Source organism: Streptomyces albidus (ex Kaewkla and Franco 2022) (assembly GCF_013870515.1).
In the GTDB taxonomy this organism is placed as follows: Bacteria; Actinomycetota; Actinomycetes; order Streptomycetales; family Streptomycetaceae; genus Streptomyces; species Streptomyces albidus.
The window spans coordinates 1-17,283 of record NZ_JACBXA010000122.1; the positions used below are offsets into that span (position 1 = coordinate 1).

Sequence of the window (17,283 nt, forward strand, 5' to 3'; positions counted from 1 at the left end):
GCCGTCGGCGTGCACCTGAGCGGCGAGCACGACCGGTCCGTGGGGATTGACGGCGAGGCGGTGGGAGGGGCGGCCCTGCGTCCCTGAGGCCGCTCCGGGGCGGGAGTCGACGGTGATCAGTCCGAGCGTCTCCAGTTCGGCGGCGACTGCTCCGGCGGTCGCCCGCGTCACGCCGAGTTCGGCTGTGAGCAGCGCGCGCGTGGGCGCCCTGCCGGTGTGGACGAGTTCCAGTGCCGGACCGAGGGCGCTGCGGCCTCTCTCCAATTTGCTTGTACGCGTGGGGGTCACCCCTCTATTCTCGCTTTGTGCCGACACTGAACAAAATACGGTCGGCGCTTGCCGGTGCAATGGGGCGCGGCAGTCACTCCAGTCGCTCCACGACTGCCCCCTCGGATCCGGTCCAGCGTCTCCTCCGTAGCGCGATCACCGCATTCTTCGCCCTGGACGGCTTCCTCTTCGCCGGCTGGGTGGTGCGCATCCCTGCGATCAAGGAGCAGACCGGAGCCTCACCCAGCGCGCTGGGGCTCGCTCTGCTCGGCGTGTCCGCGGGCGGCGTGATCACCATGATGCTCACCGGACGACTGTGCCACCGCTTCGGTAATCACGTCGTGACCGTCGCCTCGGCCGGACTGCTGTCCGTCAGCGTCGCGCTGCCGCCGCTGACCCACTCCGCCGTCTCCCTCGGTCTCGTGCTGCTCGTCTTCGGCGCAGCCTATGGCGGAGTGAACGTGGCCATGAACGCCGCCGCCGTCGACCTGATCGCCGCGCTTCGCCGCCCCGTGATGCCGTCCTTCCATGCCGCGTTCAGCCTGGGCGGCATGTCCGGCGCCGCCCTCGGCGGCCTGCTGGCAGGGCAGTTGACGCCCACCCGTCATCTGCTGCTGCTCACCGTGGCCGGCCTCTGCGTCACGGCCGTCGCAGGGCGCACACTTCTGAAGCACCGGGCACCGCTACCCGTACCGGCGGCGGACACGGCGGACCCACACGCCGAACAGCCCCCGCAGGCCCGCACGTTGACGGGCCGGGCGCGACGGCCGGTCCTCGTGCTGGGGCTGATCGCGATGTGCACCGCCTACGGCGAGGGGGCGCTCGCCGACTGGAGCGCCCTGCATCTCGCCGACGACCTCGGTGCGGGCCCGGCGCTCGCCGCCGCCGGGTACTCCGTCTTCGCGCTCGCCATGACGGCGGGCCGCCTGTCCGGTACGGCGATGCTGGAGCGGCTCGGTCAGAGCCGCGCGCTGGTCGCCGGCGGACTGACCGCCTGTGCGGGCATGCTGCTGGGGGCGCTGGCGCCGACGGTGTGGCTCGTCCTCACCGGGTTCGTGATCACCGGACTGGGCCTGGCCAACCTCTTCCCCATCGCCATCGCGCGGGCCGGTGTCCTGGCGGGCCCCAGCGGCGTGGCCGCCGCCTCCACCCTCGGCTACGGCGGCATGCTGCTGGGCCCGGTCGCGATCGGGTTCCTCGCGGAATGGTTCTCGCTGACGGCGGCGCTGACCACGGTCGCGCTGCTCGCGGCGGTCGCCGCCGCGGTCGCGCGGGTCGTACGCGATACGGGCGCGCACTGAGTTACCCGTGGGTATCGCAGGTGGTAGTTTCGCCCGCATGTCCAACCTGCTCGCCACACCCCGCGGTCTGCGCCGCGCCCTGGCCTGGTGGCCGCCGTACCGCTGTGCGGGCATCAAGGTCGTGCACATCGCGGACGACTGGAGCAGCGCTCGCGTCCGGCTGCGGCTCGGACGGCTCAACCGCAACTACTTCGGCACCCACTTCGGCGGTTCGCTCTACTCGATGAGCGACCCCTTCTGGGTGCTCCTCCTCGTCAACCGGCTCGGCGGGGACTACCTGGTCTGGGACAAGACCGGCGAGATCGAATTCGTCTCCCCCGGCCGCGGCGTCGTCCACACCGAGTTCACGATCGCGGAGGACCAGGTCGAGGAGATCCGGGCGGCCACGGCGGACGGGTCCAAGGCCCTGCCCTGGTTCGAGTCCACCGTCACCGCGGCCGACGGCAGCGTCGTCGCACGCGTACGCAAACAGCTCTACGTGCGCCGCAAGCGCGGCCGTTGACCGGCCGCACCCCGTAAGCCGGGGGCGGCCGGCCGCTCCGGCTCAGATGAGGGTGAGCGTCCTGTTCAGCCCGGCCTCTGAGCTGCCTCCCGCGTAGATCTCGAACTCCCCCGGTTCCACGAGGAGTTCACCCTTGGGATCGTTGGTGTGGAAGCCGAGGTCGTCCGCGCCCAGTTCGAAGGCGACCGTCCGCTGCTCGCCCGCCTCGAGGGTGATCCTCTCGAAGCCCCGCAACCTGCGCACGGGCTGGGCGAGGCTGGCGACCTTGTCACGGATGTAGAGCTGCACGACCTCGTCCCCCGCGCGGCTGCCCGTGTTCTTCACCTTGACCGTCACCGTCACCGTCGCGTCGCCCTCGCGCACCGCCCGGGCGCTCAAGCTCTCCTCGCCGAGGGCGAGTTCGGAGTAGCCGAAGGTGGTGTAGCTCAGGCCGTGCCCGAAGGGGAAGAGCGGCCCGTGCGGCAGGTCCAGGTACTTGGAGGTGTAGCTGTTGTCCGGGTCGTAGGGCCTGCCGGTGTTCTCGTGCGCGTAGTACTCGGCGATCTGGCCGACCGCACGCGGGAAGGTGGCCGGCAGCTTCGCGCCCGGATTGACCTTGCCGAACAGCACGTCCGCGACGGCGTTGCCGCCCTCCAGACCGGGGTGCCAGGCGTTGAGGATCGCGGGCGAATGCTCGACGATGCCGGAGAGCACCAGCGGGCGCCCGGCGAGCACCACGACCACGAACGGCTTCCCGGTCGCGGCGATCCGGCGGACGAGTTCGGTCTGCACGCCGGGGAGGGTGATGTCGCTTCGAACTGCGGCCTCACCGCTGTGACTCGCCTTCTCGCCCACGACGACCACCGCGGCGTCGGACGCCCGTACGGCTGCGACGGCCTTCTCGAAGCCGTCGGTGTCGTCCCCGGTGATCCCACAGCCACGGGCGAAGGTCACCTTCGCATCCGGAGCGGCCTTCCTGATGCCTTCGAGGACCGAGACGGCCGGGAACTTCCGCGCGCCCGGTCCTGCCCAAGTGCCGTGCAGTTCCTGGGTGTCGTCGCCGAGCGGTCCCACGACGGCAAGCGAGGAGACGCCCTTCTCGAAGGGCAGCGTGCGCTCCTCGTTCTTCAGCAGCACCGCGCAGGCGGCGGCCGTCTGGCGTGCGTCACGCCGTGCCGCCGCGCTGGGCTCGTCGATCTGCCCGTCCTCGTCGGTGTAGGGCTTCTCGAAGAGGCCGAGACGCACCTTGATGCGCAGGATGCGCGTGACGGCGTCGTCCAGGCGTGCCAGATCGATCTCGCCGGACTCCAGGAGCTCCTTGCCGTGATCGGCGTAGGTGGTGCTGACCATCTCCATGTCGACGCCGGCGCCCAGCGCGAGGCGGGCCGCGTCGGCTTCGCCGGCGGCGACGCCGTGCGGAATCAGCTCCTGCACGCCGTTGTAGTCGCCGACCACGAAGCCGTCGAAGTCCAGCTCGTCGTGCAGGATTCCGGTGAGGGTGTGCCGATTGGCGTGCGCCGGGACACCGTTGACGGTGTTGAAGGCGGCCATCACCGTGGCCACCCCGGCGTCCACGGCGGCCTTGAACGGGGGCAGGGCCACATCGCGGAGCCGGCGCTCGGAGATGTCCACGGTGTTGTAGTCACGGCCTCCCTCGGGGAAGCCGTAGCCGACGAAGTGCTTGGCGCAGGCGGCGAGCCTGCCGTCGGCACCGTAGTCCTCGCCCTGGTAGCCGCGTACCTTGGCGGCCGTCAACTCCGCGGTGAGGTACGGGTCTTCACCGCTGCCTTCGGCGACCCGGCCCCACCGCGGCTCGCGGCTGACGTCGGCCATCGGCGCGAAGGTCCAGTGCACGCCCCACGAGGCGGCCTCTCGTGCGCTCACCTCGGCGTCCTTCACCACGACGCCGGGGTCGAAGCTGGCGCCCTGTGCGAGCGGCACGGGGAAGGTGGTGAGAAATCCGTGGATGACGTCGAGCCCGAAGACCAGCGGAATGCCGAGCCGGGACTCCTCGACGGCGAAGCGCTGTAGTTCGTTGCACTCCTGGGCACCGGTGATGTTGAGGACCGAGCCGAGCCGGCCTTCGGACGCGGCGTCCCGCGCTGCCTCGTTCTGGGCCTCGCCCGGGCCGGTGTCGGGGTTCCACGTCAGCTGCTGGAGCTGCCCGAACTTCTCCTCGACGGTCATGCGGGACAGCAGTTTCTGCACGCGAAGCTCAGTCTTGGCGTCAAGAGGCGCCCGTGCGGCGGAGACAGCCCGTCGTGCGGCAGGGACCGCAGCGCCCGGCGCGGCCTCTGCCGCAGCAGCGGGAGTGGCCGGGAGCGGGGACACGGAGGCCGAGGAGGCAAAGACGGCGGCTCCCGCGGACGCCCTGAACACGCTGCGACGGCTGACGTTTTCGGCCACTCGGGGTCTCCTTCGGAGTCTTGACGTCCGATGCACCGGCGTCTTGTCGCATGGCAGTCAATCCCGGGACGACAGAAGTGGTCAAGAGATGAATAGGGCAAGCGCTTCAATTGCGTGGGAGCGCGCCCATGAGTTCATACACCGAAGTCAACGGCCCTCTCAGGTGTGATGCGGGGCCGGCCGGGAAGGCACTTCGAGGGAGTGCCCGGCAAGGGGACCACGCGGGCACCCGGGGGAAGAAGGGGGAAGCGCGTTGAATCAGTCACGCTCGCAGGCCGACCGGGACGCGATGACCGTGGAGATCGGGTTCGCGCTGCTGACGGCCGCGGTGTTCGCGGCAGCGGCCTATCTGGCGGTCACAGCCTGCCTGTTCGCGGCGGGGGTGCACGACCAGCCCGTCGCGGGCATGCTCGCCAAGGTGTCCGCGGTCACGGTCTTCATCGCCCGCGTGCTGCAAGTACTGCTGCCTGCGGCCGAGTCTCATCCGGAGCCCGCCGAGTCACCGGAGGCGTACGGCCCGGACGAGCGGTACGGCCCGTAGCAGCGGCCGCGTCGCCTGCGGCACCCGCGGCGTCAGCCGAGCCAGCCGGGGCGTACGAGCCCGGACTCGTAGGCCAGGACGACGAGTTGGGCGCGGTCCCGCACTCCGAGCTTGACCATGGCCCGGCTGACGTGGGTCTTCGCCGTCAGCGGTGAGACCACGAGACGGTTCGCGATCTCCTCGTTCGACAGGCCGATCCCGACGAGCGCCATCACCTCACGCTCGCGCTCGGTGAGCCGGGCGAGGCTCTCGGCGGCGGCCGGCTCCTTCGAGCGCGCCGCGAACTCCGCGATCAGCCGCCGCGTGACGCCCGGGGAGAGCAGCGCGTCACCGTCGACGACGGCACGCGCCGCCCGTACGAGCTCCTCCGGTTCGGTGTCCTTGACGAGGAAACCGGATGCGCCGGAGCGGATCGCCTCGAAGACGTACTCGTCCAGTTCGAAGGTGGTCAGCATGACCACCTTCACCTCGGCCAGGTCCGGGTCCTCAGTGATCCTCCGGGTGGCGGCCAGCCCGTCGAGCAGAGGCATCCGGATGTCCATCAGCACGAGATCCGGGCGCAGTTGGCGCACCAGGTCCAAGGTGGCCTCCCCGTCGGCGGCCTCCCCGGCGACCTCGATGCCGGGCTGGGCGTCGAGCAGCGCGCGGAATCCCGCACGTACCAGCGACTGGTCGTCGGCGAGCAGTACGCGGATCACGGTGTCTCCTTCGCGGGCGGCGCCGTCACCGTACCGCCGGAGTCCGCGGGGAAGCGGACGGTGACACGGAAACCTCCGTCGTCACGCGGTCCCGCCTCGGCACTGCCGCCGAGTGCCGCCGCCCGCTCGCGCATGCCGACGAGGCCGTTGCCGCCGCCGCTCGTGCCGCCTTCGGCGGCAGGACCCTCGTCGTCGACCTGGATGCTGAACTCGCCCGCCCCGTGGTGCAGTCGGACGCGGGCGGTACGGGACCGCGAGTGCCGCACGACGTTGGTCAGGGCCTCCTGGATGATGCGGAAGGCGGCGAGGTCGGCTCCCGGAGGCAGCGTCACGGCGGCGCCCTCGGTGTCCGTGGCCACCTCCAGACCCGCGTCGGCGGCCTGCGCGGTCAGCTCCGGCAGGCGGTCGAGGCCGGGCGCGGGTGCGCGCGGCGCCGCACCCGGGGCCCGCAGGGTGTCCAGGACCTGACGGACCTCGCCCAGCGCCTCCTTGCTCGCGCCCTTGATCGTCGTGAGCGCCGTGCGGGCCTGCTCCGGGTCGGAGTCGAGCAACGCGAGGCCGACGCCTGCCTGGACGTTGATGACCGAGATGCTGTGCGCGAGTACGTCGTGCAGTTCGCGGGCGATGCGCAGCCGCTCCTCGTCGACGCGGCGCCGTTCGGCCTCCTCCTCCTCGGCCTGGCGGCGCGCCCACTCCTGACGGCGGGTGCGGGCCAGTTCGGCGGCGGCGAGGATCGCGGCCACCCAGGCCGCCACGAGGAGTTCCGAACCCCAGCCCGGTGGGGCGTCGCCGACGGGCGGCAGCCACCGGTACAGCACGTGGCCGATGATCAGATGGCCCGCCCAGAGCAGCCCCAGAGCGCCCCACGCGGCGTAGCGGTGGCCTGCGACGACGGCTGCGAAGCAGGCGACGGCCACGCTGACGAAGACGGGGCCGTAGGGGTATCCGGCGCCGATGTAGACCAGGGCGGCGGCAGCCGTGCCGAAGGCGGCCGTACGCGGGCGGCGGTGGCGCAGCACCAGCAGCAACGGCCCGACGGCGAGCAGCAGTCGGGCATAGACGTCCAGCGGAAGCCGCACTCCCTGCTGGTTGGCCTCGGCGGCCTGCGACCCCACCTGCTGGACGACGAGCACCGCGAACGAGGTCAGCCACGGCAGCGGCTGGGAGCCGGGCGACTCCTCGAGCCAGCGCCTCCAGGGCGGGCCGCCCGGGCCGGGCCACGGGGGGCCGCCGGGGCGCCGGCGATGCGGCCCGCGCGCCGTCCGGCAAGGGCCGGAGCGACTGCGGAGCCAGTGGGGGCGGTTCATGCTCGTAACGCTAGCCGCGCCTGGTCCGCCGCGTAGTCAGCCGAGGGCGGTCATCGCGGCTACTCCCCCGGGAGTAGCCGAGGGTGTCCCGGCGCGCCAGGCGCACGTCACGGGCGGCCGGCCGCCCTCGGGGGCACGTTGGGCGGGGACCGCCGGGAGGCGAGGGTCAGGCGAGGCCCACTCCTCTGGCGAGACTCACGGCTGCGTGGTCGAAGAGGTCGTCACGCGCCTCGATGACGCGCTCGAACTGCCCGAACAGCTCGAAGCTCAGCAACCCGAACAACTGGGCCCAGGCGGCGGCCATTTCGGCCATGACGGGCGCGGGAAGGTCGACGTCGAGGCGCTCCGTCAGTTCGCGTGCGTCCTGGAGCACGGACGTCGGCGCAGCGGGGACGTGCGGAGTTCCGGCGTGCGCGGGCCCCGTCGCGGCCTCGGCGGTGCCGGGTACGCGCAGCGCTCCCGCGGCATGGGCGTCGGCGGCGATGGTGATCAGAACGAGGGCGGCGCGGGCTGCGGGGCCTGTGGTGGAGTCGGGCGCCGCGTAGCCGGGGACCGGGGAGCCGTAGATCAGGGCGTACTCGTGCGGGTGGGCCAGGGCCCACTCCCGTACGGCGCGGCAGACGGACTGCCAGCGGGCGAGATGGGAGTCCCCCTGTGCGGCGGACGCCTCCAGCGCGGCTTCGGCGACGCCCCCCAGCGCGTCGTAGGAGTCGGTGATCAGTGCCGTGAGCAGGTCGTCGCGACCGGGGAAGTAGCGGTAGAGGGCCGAGGAGACCATGCCCAGCTCGCGGGCCACCGCTCGGAGGGAGAGCTTGGCCGCGCCCTCCGCGGCGAGCTGCCTGCGGGCCTCGTCCTTGATGGCCGTGGTGATCTCACCGCGAGCCCTTTCCCTGGCGCCTCGGATCTTGGTCATGTTCTTCAGTGTGCCAGCTTTCGGAGCACTGACCAAGAACGAGAGCACTGCTCTTGAAACGGAGCACAGAGCGTGCAACACTGCTCTTAAGTGAGAGCACTGCTCTCGAAACGTACTGCCGCTCGCCCCAGCTCAGACGCACGCCCACGAAGGAGCACCACGATGACCACGGCCCATTTCGTCAAGCCGGACTGGTTCACCCGCAACGTCCTCAATCCCACCGTCGCCTGGCTCGCCCGGCGCAACGTCAGCCTGGCCGGCTCGCGGGTGCTCGCCGTCCGCGGCCGCAAGAGCGGCGAGTGGCGCCGTACGCCGGTCAACCCGCTGCCGCACGGCGGGGAGCGCTACCTGGTCGCGCCGCGGGGCCACGTCCAGTGGACGCACAACATGCGTGCCGCCGGCGGCGGCGAACTGCACAAGGGCAAGCACGTCGAGCGCTTCACCGCGATCGAACTGTCCGACGCGGAGAAGCCCGAGGTGCTGCGCGTCTACATCAAGAAGTGGGGCTGGGAGATCGGCGCGTTCTTCAAGGGCCTCAGCGAGAAGTCGACGGACGCGGAGCTGCTCGCCGCCGCCCCGAAGTACCCGGTCTTCCGGATCACCGAGGACAGCACGCGGTAGGCATGCCGGGCACCGGACCGCCGCCCCTGGAGCGCCGCACGGTCACTGCGGGTCCAGTGCGTCCAGCGCGCGGCGGGCCACCGGATAGGTGCGTACGACCTCGGGCAGGGAAGTCGCGCCCCGGGTGAAGCGTGCGAAGACGTTCCAGGCAGGGCGGAATCCGGTGAGCGCGGCGTGCAGCATGCCGGGGCGGCGCGAGAAGACGTTGAGCATCCGCCGCCCGATCCCCATCTCCACGCCCAGCCCCGCCTTGACGGCGAACGCGTAGTTCAGGGCCTGCCTGCGCGCGTCCACCGCGTCGTGCGACTCGGCGATGCGCACGGCCCACTCCCCCGCCAGCCGTCCGGAACGCAGGGCGAAGGAGATGCCCTCCCGGGTCCACGGCTCCAGCAGGCCGGCGGCGTCGCCGCACACCAGGACCCTGCCCCGGGAGAGCGGGGAGTCCTCGGAGCGGCATCGCGTCAAGTGGCCCGAGGACACGCTCGGTTCGAAGCCGGCCAGCCCGAGCCGGCCGATGAAGTCCTCCAAGTAGCGCTTGGTCGCGGCACCTTCGCCCCGTGCCGAGATCACTCCGACGGTGAGCGTGTCGCCCTTGGGAAAGACCCAGCCGTAACTGCCGGGCAGCGGGCCCCAGTCGACCAGCGCCCTGCCCGCCCAGTCCTCGGCGACGCTGTCGGGCACCGGGATCTCCACCTCCAGGCCGAGGTCTACCTGGTCCATCTTCACGCCCACGTGCGCGCCGATCCGGCTGGCGCTGCCGTCCGCGCCGACGACCGCACGGGCCAGTACGGGCGCCTCGTCCCCGGCGAGCACGACGGCGACGGTCCGGCGGTCGGGCACGTCGGCGCCGTGCTGTTCCACGCGGGTGACGGTGACGCCCGTGCGCACATCGGCACCGGCCTTCACCGCGTGCTCCACCAGCGAGTGGTCCAGGTCGGACCGGTTGACCAGCCCGAAGAGCATGTGCCGGGAGCGGCGGGTGCGGCTCAGCTTGCCGTTCAAGGAGAACGTCACGGCGTGCACGCGTTCGCGCAGAGGCAGGTCGAACCCGGGTGGCAGGGCGTCACGGGAGGGCCCGATGATGCCGCCGCCGCAGGTCTTGTAACGGGGCAGTTCGGCCTTCTCCAGCAGCAGCACTCGCCGCCCGGCGACGGCTGCCGCATAGGCGGCTGACGCACCCGCCGGGCCGGCACCGACCACGACGACGTCCCAGACGGTCTTCTCCGGCTCCTCGTCCGCCGACAGCTCATCGTCCAGGGCGCCGTCAGGGCCCTCAGCAGGCTGCTCGACATGGCCTTCCCGCGCTGCGCCTTCCGCGCCCCGGCCGTGCCCTGGGTGCTCCTCGCGTCCCCCGCCGACGGCCTCGTCCGCGCTGCCGTCGCCGCCCCGGTCCTCTGCCCCGGCTGCGTTCTCGCTGCTCACGATGTGCTTCCGCTCCGCTCGACCTCGGATCCGCTGTGGCCCGTCGCATCCTACGGCTCGGGGCCGACGGACCCTGCTGTGGGAGGATCGACGGGATCTTCGTGCGCATGTTCTACACACAGTCCGCGCACACAGGTGCCCAACGTCGCGCCCACAAGGAGCGTTCCCCCATGACACCCAGCCCTGCCGCCGGTTCAGGCGAACAGGCAAGCGGCGACGGCGAGATCGCCGCCACCGTCTCCGGACTCATGCCTCAGGCCCGCGCCGAACTGGCCGAACTCGTGGCCTTCCGGTCGGTGGCCGACCCCGCGCAGTTCCCCGTGAGCGAGTGTGAGGCCGCGGCGAAGTGGGTCGCGGGGGCACTGCGCTCCGAGGGCTTCCAGGACGTCGCGGTCCTCGACACGCCGGACGGCACCCAGTCCGTCTACGGTCTGCTGCCCGGCCCGGAGGGCGCCCCGACCGTACTGCTCTACGCGCACTACGACGTGCAGCCGCCGCTGGACGAAGACGCCTGGCACACACCGCCGTTCACGCTGACGGAGCGCGAGGGACGCTGGTACGGGCGCGGCGCCGCGGACTGCAAGGGCGGCATCATCATGCACCTGCTGGCGCTGCGCGCGCTCCGCGCCGGGGGCGGTGTGCCGGTGACCGTCAAGTTCATCGCAGAGGGCTCCGAGGAGCAGGGCACGGGAGGCCTCCAGCGGTACGCGGAGGCACACCCGCAGCTGCTGACGGCGGACACCATCGTCATCGGCGACACGGGCAACTTCCGCGCGGGTCTGCCCACCGTCACCGCCACGCTGCGCGGCATGGCCGCCCTCCAGGTGCGGGTGGAGACCCTGGAGGGAAACCTGCACTCCGGCCAGTTCGGGGGTGCCGCGCCGGACGCCCTGGCAGCGCTCATCCGTACCCTCGACTCGGTGCGCGCCCCGGACGGCAGCACGGTCATCGACGGGATGGAGCCTGGAGCGGGCTGGGACGGGCTGGAGTACCCCGAAGCGGACTTCCGCAGGGACGCGCGAGTGCTCGACGGGGTCGCCCTGACCGGTTCCGCGAGCGTGGCCGAGAGCATCTGGGCGCGCCCGTCCGTCACCGTGCTGGGCATCGACTGCCCTCCGGTCGTCGGCGCCACCGCGTCCGTGCAGGCGAGTGCGCGGGCCGCGGTGAGCCTGCGCGTGCCGCCCGGTGCGGACACGGAGAAGGCAACCGAACTGCTCATCTCTCACCTGGAGTCGCACGTGCCGTGGGGCGCGCGCATCTCCGTCGAGGTGGTGGGCCAGGGCCAGCCGTTCCGTGCGGACACCGGCAGCCCGGCGTACAAGGCGATGGCCGACGCGCTGCGCATCGCCTACGACGGCGAGGAGATGCAGATCGCCGGACAGGGCGGCTCGATCCCCCTGTGCGACACCCTCGCCTCGCTCTACCCGCAGGCGGAGATCCTGCTGATCGGGCTGAGCGAGCCGGAGGCGCAGATCCACGCGGTCAACGAGAGCGTCTCGCCTGAGGAGTTGGAGCGGCTGTCGGTCGCCGAGGCGCTCTTCCTCCAGCGGTACGCACGACGCGCCTGACCTTCACCGCCACGTGCCCGGCCGGGTACCCGCTTCCGCGGGCTACCCGGTCGCGTGCCCCTCAGAGGCACCGACCGGGACGCCGGCCTCCAGGTAGAGGGCGTGGCCTCTCTCGCGGGCACGCAGCGCTCCCCTGAGCCTGTCGAAGCGTATGGGCGGGAGCAGTTCGGCCGCCTCCTCCTCGGTCACGAAGCGCCAGCCGCGCAACTCCTCACCGGGCAGGAGCAGTCGGCCTGCCTCCTTCTCCGTCAGGCGCCCGCCGTCGAAGAGGAAGCGCAGGCCGCCGTACGCCGGTGGCCGAGGCGGTTCCCAGTCGGTGACCAGCAGCCGGGGTTCGCGCTTGAGCTCCAGCCCCAACTCCTCGGCCACCTCGCGGACTCCGGCACGCGCGGGTGCTTCGCCTCGCTCGACGACACCGCCCGGGAATTCCCACCCAGGCTTGTACGTCGGATCGACCAGCAGGACGCGGCCCTCTTCGTCGAAGAGCAGCACACCGGCGGCGACGGTCTCGGCGGTGGGTTCGGGCGTCTGCACGATGTCCAGGCTCCCGGCGCCCTCGCGCAGCGCGCCTGCGACGCATTCCGCGGTCTGCCGGGGGGTCAGACCCGAGGTCTCGACGGTGTGCGCGTCCTCGGTGAGCCAGCCGAGGGCGGCGGTGTACGCGGGAAGCTGCCCGCGGCACCAGTTGCGGTCCGACTCCCCCTCCGTCTGGGCCCGTTGATCGATACGAGCGCGAAGGATCGTTTCATCCATGTGGAGCAGCACATGGTGAACGGGTATCCGGCGGGCTGCGAGCGCGCCGAATATCTCGTCGCGGTACTCCTGCCGCAGAAGCGTCATCGGAATGATCAGCGGTCCGGGCACCTCGGTCAGCAACGCCGCCGCGGTGTCGGCGACCAGCCGCCGCCAGGAGGGCAGTTCCTGGTAGTCGTCGACCTCGGCGAGGCGCTCCTTGGGGAGCATGTGTCTCAGCCCGGTGCCGATCAGTTCCGGGTCGCAGAGTGTGCTGCCCGGAAGCAGGTCTTTCAGTTCGCGCGCCGCGGTGGTCTTACCCGCGCCGAAGGCGCCGTTGAGCCACACGATCACGGTCGGTTCCCCCTCTGCCGTTTCTCCCCGTTTCACGCTGCCCGCTCAACCCTGCCACGGAAACGCGCGGGGGCGGCGCCGTCGCAAAACCCTGGCGCACACGGCAGATTCCACACGGTGCCGCCCGGCGAGCGGTGACTCCGCGGTGACATCACCCCCGCGCCGGGCAGCACCGGGAAGCCCGTCGACTCACCGCGCTACAACTCGCGGACCGACGTGGCGAGTTCCTCCGGCGGCTCCCCCACGTGCAGGATGCCGAGCCGCTGCGTCGCTCGCGTCATCGCCACGTAGAGGTCGTTCCGTCCCCGGGGGGAGCCGGCCAGGATCCCCGCCGGGTCCGCGATGAGCACGGAGTCGAACTCCAGCCCCTTCGCCTGCCGGACCTCCAGCACCACCACGTCCGCCGTCAGGTCGGGGTCGGCGCCGGAAGAGGCTCCGGGGCACCGTGAGGCGACGGCACGCGCCAGCTCGGCGAGCTCTGCCTTCGGGGCGATCACCGCCAGCCGTCCGCCGGCCGCTTCCGCCGCGCCTCTTGCGGCGAGTCCGGCCAGCACGCCGGGCAGCTCCTCCGCCGTCGTGCTCCTTCGCCACGGCCGTACCCCCGTCCTGCGTACGGAACGCGGCTGCTCGGCACCGGGGCCGAGGCGGGCGAGAAGACCCGCCGCGGCGTCCATGATCTCTGCCGGGGTGCGGTAGTTGACCGAGAGCCGCGCCAGCCGCCACCTGTCCTCGACGAAGGGGCCGAGCACCCGGTCCCAGGATGACGTGCCCGCCGCGTCCCCGGTCTGCGCCACGTCTCCGACCAGCGTCATCGAGCGGCTCGGGCAGCGCCGCATCACCAACCGCCATGCCATCCGGGACAGTTCCTGCGCCTCGTCCACGATCACATGACCGAAGGTCCGGGTCCGGTCGGCGGCGGCCTTCTCGGCAAGGGTCGAGTGGTCCTGCGGCAGGTGGCGTTCGGCGAGCCGGCGGGCGTCGAGCAGGTCGCGAGCCGTCAGCGTTCCCTCGTCGCCGTCTCCGGCGTCCTCGGCGCCCTGGAGGGAGCGGCCGGAGCCCGCGTCGATGTCCAGCACGCCCTGGGCGTAGGCGATCTGCCGGGCGTGTTCGCGCTCCTCGTGTGCCCGTGCGGCCCGGTCGTCCGCCCCGAGCAGTTCGGCGGCCTCGTCGAGCAGCGGGACATCGGCCGGACTCCAGCCGCCGGGTTCCCGTACGAGCAGGGCGCGTTCGGCCTCACTGAGGTCGGGCGCCGCCGCGGCGAGACGGCGAGGGTCTGCGAACAGCTCCTCCAGCAGCCGCTGCGGTGTGAGCGAGGGCCACAGCTCGTCGAGGGCGGACGCCAGATCGGGGTCCGCACACAACTCCCGGTGCAGACCGGCCACATCCTCCTCGTCGACGATCTCGCCGGCCCGTGCCGGTTCGGCCGTCCCGATCACGCCCTCAAGGCCTGCCAGGTCACCTCGGACCGCCCTGTCCACGTCCGCCTCGGCCAGCACGTCCGAGACGTCGGCTTCCAGAGCGGCGGCGAGCTGACGGGTCCGCTCCGCGAGCCGCTCCGCGAGGCACCATGTGACCTCGCGGACGAAGACCCGCCGGGCCCTGTTGTGCGGAAGCCCGGCTGCCCGGGCACGCTCCGAGGCGGACCTGATCAACTCACCGTCCAGGTGGAGGATCTCCCCGTCGAATTCGATGAAGTGCCGGGAGCCCGGGGGCGCTTGCCGCTCTCGTACTGCCGCCTCCAGGACGCTCTGCATCGCCGCGCGCCCCTTCAGCTCGGCTGCCGCCGTCGATTCGGTGCGGCCCGCTGTGACGCCGGGGAAGAGTTCACCGACCGTCGACAGCAGCACACCGGTTTCGCCGAGTCCAGGCAGCACCTGCCCGATGTAGGTGAGGAAGGTGCTGCTGGGGCCCACGACAAGGACACCCTGGGCCGCGATGCGGGGCCGGTCGTAGAGCAGGAAGGCGGCGCGGTGAAGGGCGACCGCGGTCTTGCCGGTGCCCGGACCGCCTTGGACGACCAGCACGCCGCGGTGATCCGCACGGATGACGGCGTCCTGCTCGGCCTGGAGCGTGGCGACGACGTCGTGCATCCGTCCGGTGCGTGCGGCGTCCACCGCCGCGAGCAGCGCGGCCTGCCCTGCCAGGGCGTCGCCCGGGTCGGCGGCGCCCTCCAGCACCTCGTCGTCCACGCCGGTGACTCTCCGCCCCCGGGTGACGATGTGGCGGCGGCGGTGCACCCCCTCGGGGGCTGCGGCCGTGGCCACGTAGAAGGGCCGGGCGGCGGGAGCACGCCAGTCGATCAGCAGCGGGTCCCCCTCCGCCGACTCGTCCGGCAGGCCGATGCGCCCGACGTGGTGGCGCGTGCCGCTCAGCAGGTCGAGACGGCCGAAGCACAGCCCCCTCTCCGCCGCCTCCAGCCGGGACAGCCGCTCGGAGAAGCGGGCGGAGGCGGCGTCCCGCTCGCTGCGGGCCTGCGGCGTGCCTCCGCTCTCCTTCTGCACCGCGGCCAGACCGGACGCCGTCTCCTCACGCAGCGCGTCGAGGCGGGCGTACAGCTTCGAGACGTACTCCTGCTCGCGGTCGGTCTCATTCGGATGGGTATGCGACTTCTCGTCAGGCAACGTCACTTTCCTGCCCTCTTGTTGCTGTTGCGAGGTCAGCCAAGAGTGCGGGAGGAGATTCCTGAAAAACAGTCTTGTTCTTCGGCGGCACGTCAGCCGTCTCGCATCACCGCAGGTCACAGCGGTGCGAGAAAGTCGTCCTGAACGGTGGCACGCTCCGCCGAGGAGCCCGCGTGCCACCCCGGGGCGTCAACGCGACGGACGGTGCCCCGCGTTCACCTGCCGGACGCGCGCCAGCCGGGGTCACGGCCGGTGAGGGCGAGGATCTCCTCGAAGGGCGTCGCCGAGTCCGCCACCGGGAACGGCTCGCCGAAGACGTTCATCTTCCTCGCCGTCGGCGCAAGGGCCCCCAGACCCTCCTTCAGCACGGGCACGCTCGGCTCGTACGGAGCGAAGTCCTGGCCTGTGGCGCGTGCGAGGTCCCAGGAGTGCACCGTCAGGTCGCCCAGCACCATCTCCCCCACGGTGGTCTGCGGCATCCCCATCCCCTGGGAGACGCCCTCCAGCGCCCCGGGCGCCGACCACGCCTGGACCAGCAGGGCCGTCTCCTTCTCGAAGCGCGCTCGCCAGTCGTCGCCGGTGAGCCGGTCGGGGGTGGTGGAGAAGTCGGCGGTCCCCTTCGCGGCGAGGGCCTGGAAGCTCACCACGACGTGGAAGAGGTGGTTGAGCAGGTCGCGTACGTCGTATTCGTCGCACGGCGTGGGGAGGCCGAGCATGCTGTCCTCCACCCCGTGCACGACCGGGTGGGATCTGCGTGCGGCTCCGTCGAGCAGTTCAGCCAGTTCGTTCGTCATGTCCGCAAAGCTAGGTCGGCCGTGGGCGCCCCGGCTTGAAGAAACACGACACCCCGGCACGGCATAGGATCGCCGTCATGGCAGGTGGGAACCCTCAGCACGGCCCCGTGCCGCCGGATCCCGGCAAGCCGTACGGCTCGGACGGCCCGCGGCGTGACACCCGGGGCATCATCGATGCCGCGGAGCTCTTCTCACGTGTCCGCTTCCGCCGCCGCCCGGCAGCCGAGGCCCTGCGCCCGTACGTCGAGCACTACTGGCTGATCGACTGGGATCTGGACGAACCCTACGTGTCACAGGTGGTGCCCCACCCCTCGGTGAACATCGTCTTCCAGCGCCAGGAAGAGGGGGCGCCCGACGGGGAGGTCGCCGGCGTGGGGCTCGGGCTGTTCTCCATCACGCTGGAGGGCAGGGGCCGTGTGTGCGGGGTCCAGTTCCGCCCCGGCGGCTTCCGCCCTTTCCTGTCCGCCCGCGGCACGGGGACGGTGGCCGAGCTGACGGGGCGGCGGCTGCCGCTGAGCGAGATCTTCCCCGACACCGCCGGAACGCCCGCCGCCGTCCTCTCCCCCTCGGAGGAGGATGCGAGAGTCGCCGCGCTGGACACCTTCCTCCTCGGTCTGGGGCCGGCGCCGGACCCCGCCGCCGAGCGCGCGATGGAGCTGGCGCACCGGGTGCGTACGGACCGCGGGATCAGGCGCGTGGAACAACTAGCCCGCCGCGAGGGGATGTCGGTGCGCGCCCTGCAGAGGCTCTTCGCCGCCTGTGTGGGCGTGAGCCCGAAGTGGGTGATCCTCCGCTACCGCATCCACGAGGCCCTGGAGGCGGCGGCCGAGCATCCCGGCGTCGACTGGGCCCGGCTGGCGGCCGAGCTCGGCTACAGCGATCAGGCCCATCTCGTACGGGACTTCACCGGAACGGTGGGCGTCCCGCCCTCGGACTACGCCCGCGCGGCAGCAGGAGCCCGGGCGTGAGCGACGGGCGCGCGCAAGTCACCCTCAGGGACGGTCGAGGTCCCAGCAGGCCGCTGCCGCACCGATGAGCCCCGCGTCCATGCCCATCTGAGCCGGTACGACTTCGAGCCCCCGCACGAAGGACAGCGTCGCGTACTCGTTCAACGCCCGCCGCAGCGGCGCGAAGAGGACCTCCCCCGCCTTCGCCACTCCCCCGCCGACGACGGCTATCTCGATCTCGACGAGCGTGGCCGTGGCTGCGATCCCCGCCGCGAGCGCGCGGGCCGCACAGTCGAACGAGCCCACGGCG

15 protein-coding genes and 1 pseudogene are annotated in these 17,283 nt (G+C 71.9%); 6 read left to right on the top strand and 10 right to left on the bottom strand.

Translation table 11 applies throughout. The annotated features are described in order from the left end of the window. Positions 1-288, bottom strand: a pseudogene (locus tag H5J26_RS18265) (ROK family protein); the annotation flags it as partial. Between the two features lie 17 nt (positions 289-305). Between H5J26_RS18265 and H5J26_RS18270 the strand changes: the two are divergent. Together H5J26_RS18270 and H5J26_RS18275 are read left to right on the top strand one after the other, a co-directional pair. Next, on the top strand, positions 306-1,568 hold the full coding sequence (locus tag H5J26_RS18270) for an MFS transporter (RefSeq protein WP_181766959.1): 1,263 nt from the start codon (positions 306-308) through the stop codon (positions 1,566-1,568). 37 nt (positions 1,569-1,605) lie between these two features. Further along, positions 1,606-2,070, top strand: a complete 465-nt coding sequence (locus tag H5J26_RS18275; protein WP_181766960.1) for a DUF4442 domain-containing protein — start codon at positions 1,606-1,608, stop codon at positions 2,068-2,070. 42 nt (positions 2,071-2,112) lie between these two features. Here H5J26_RS18275 and bglX read toward each other — a convergent pair whose 3' ends face one another. Continuing rightward, a complete protein-coding gene (gene bglX / locus H5J26_RS18280) occupies positions 2,113-4,236 on the bottom strand; it encodes a beta-glucosidase BglX (protein ID WP_181766972.1) in 2,124 nt (707 codons plus the stop codon). 472 nt (positions 4,237-4,708) lie between these two features. On the opposite strand from bglX, the gene H5J26_RS18285 reads away from it, so the two are divergent. Beyond that, entirely contained in the window at positions 4,709-4,996 is a 288-nt protein-coding gene (locus H5J26_RS18285) for a DUF6332 family protein (RefSeq protein ID WP_181766961.1), read from the top strand. Positions 4,997-5,028: 32 nt separating this feature from the next. Here the strand turns inward: H5J26_RS18285 and H5J26_RS18290 are convergent, their stop codons facing one another. The 3 genes from H5J26_RS18290 to H5J26_RS18300 form a co-directional block, all read right to left on the bottom strand. Then, positions 5,029-5,694 carry a response regulator gene (locus H5J26_RS18290; protein ID WP_181766962.1) on the bottom strand — a complete coding sequence of 222 codons (666 nt, stop codon included), beginning with the start codon at positions 5,692-5,694 and terminating at the stop codon, positions 5,029-5,031. After that, positions 5,691-7,001, bottom strand: a complete 1,311-nt coding sequence (locus H5J26_RS18295) for a sensor histidine kinase (RefSeq protein WP_181766963.1) — start codon at positions 6,999-7,001, stop codon at positions 5,691-5,693. The genes H5J26_RS18290 and H5J26_RS18295 overlap by 4 nt, the downstream gene beginning before the upstream one ends. A 166-nt stretch (positions 7,002-7,167) precedes the next feature. After that, complete coding sequence (locus H5J26_RS18300; protein WP_181766964.1) at positions 7,168-7,914, bottom strand: TetR/AcrR family transcriptional regulator; 747 nt, start codon at positions 7,912-7,914, stop codon at positions 7,168-7,170. Positions 7,915-8,076: 162 nt separating this feature from the next. On the opposite strand from H5J26_RS18300, the gene H5J26_RS18305 reads away from it, so the two are divergent. Beyond that, positions 8,077-8,535: a nitroreductase family deazaflavin-dependent oxidoreductase gene (locus H5J26_RS18305; protein WP_181766965.1), complete on the top strand. Its 459-nt coding sequence runs from the start codon at positions 8,077-8,079 to the stop codon at positions 8,533-8,535. Positions 8,536-8,577: 42 nt separating this feature from the next. Here the strand turns inward: H5J26_RS18305 and H5J26_RS18310 are convergent, their stop codons facing one another. Then, positions 8,578-9,792, bottom strand: a complete 1,215-nt coding sequence (locus tag H5J26_RS18310; RefSeq protein WP_419183819.1) for a geranylgeranyl reductase family protein — start codon at positions 9,790-9,792, stop codon at positions 8,578-8,580. 335 nt (positions 9,793-10,127) lie between these two features. Between H5J26_RS18310 and H5J26_RS18315 the strand changes: the two genes are divergently transcribed. Continuing rightward, entirely contained in the window at positions 10,128-11,525 is a 1,398-nt protein-coding gene (locus H5J26_RS18315) for a dipeptidase (protein WP_181766966.1), read from the top strand. A gap of 42 nt (positions 11,526-11,567) precedes the next feature. On the opposite strand, the gene H5J26_RS18320 is transcribed toward H5J26_RS18315, so the two are convergent. The 3 genes from H5J26_RS18320 to H5J26_RS18330 form a co-directional block, all read right to left on the bottom strand. Beyond that, complete coding sequence (locus tag H5J26_RS18320; protein WP_181766967.1) at positions 11,568-12,611, bottom strand: NUDIX hydrolase; 1,044 nt, start codon at positions 12,609-12,611, stop codon at positions 11,568-11,570. Between the two features lie 197 nt (positions 12,612-12,808). Continuing rightward, positions 12,809-15,232, bottom strand: a complete 2,424-nt coding sequence (locus tag H5J26_RS18325) for a HelD family protein (RefSeq protein ID WP_210771480.1) — start codon at positions 15,230-15,232, stop codon at positions 12,809-12,811. A 215-nt stretch (positions 15,233-15,447) separates the two neighbouring features. Continuing rightward, complete coding sequence (locus tag H5J26_RS18330; RefSeq protein WP_181766969.1) at positions 15,448-16,026, bottom strand: TIGR03086 family metal-binding protein; 579 nt, start codon at positions 16,024-16,026, stop codon at positions 15,448-15,450. Positions 16,027-16,103: 77 nt separating this feature from the next. Between H5J26_RS18330 and H5J26_RS18335 the strand changes: the two genes are divergently transcribed. Continuing rightward, positions 16,104-16,994: a helix-turn-helix domain-containing protein gene (locus tag H5J26_RS18335; protein WP_181766970.1), complete on the top strand. Its 891-nt coding sequence runs from the start codon at positions 16,104-16,106 to the stop codon at positions 16,992-16,994. A gap of 24 nt (positions 16,995-17,018) precedes the next feature. On the opposite strand, the gene H5J26_RS18340 is transcribed toward H5J26_RS18335, so the two are convergent. Beyond that, positions 17,019-17,283: ROK family protein (locus H5J26_RS18340; RefSeq protein WP_181766971.1), on the bottom strand; the 265-nt coding region annotated here is incomplete at its 5' end.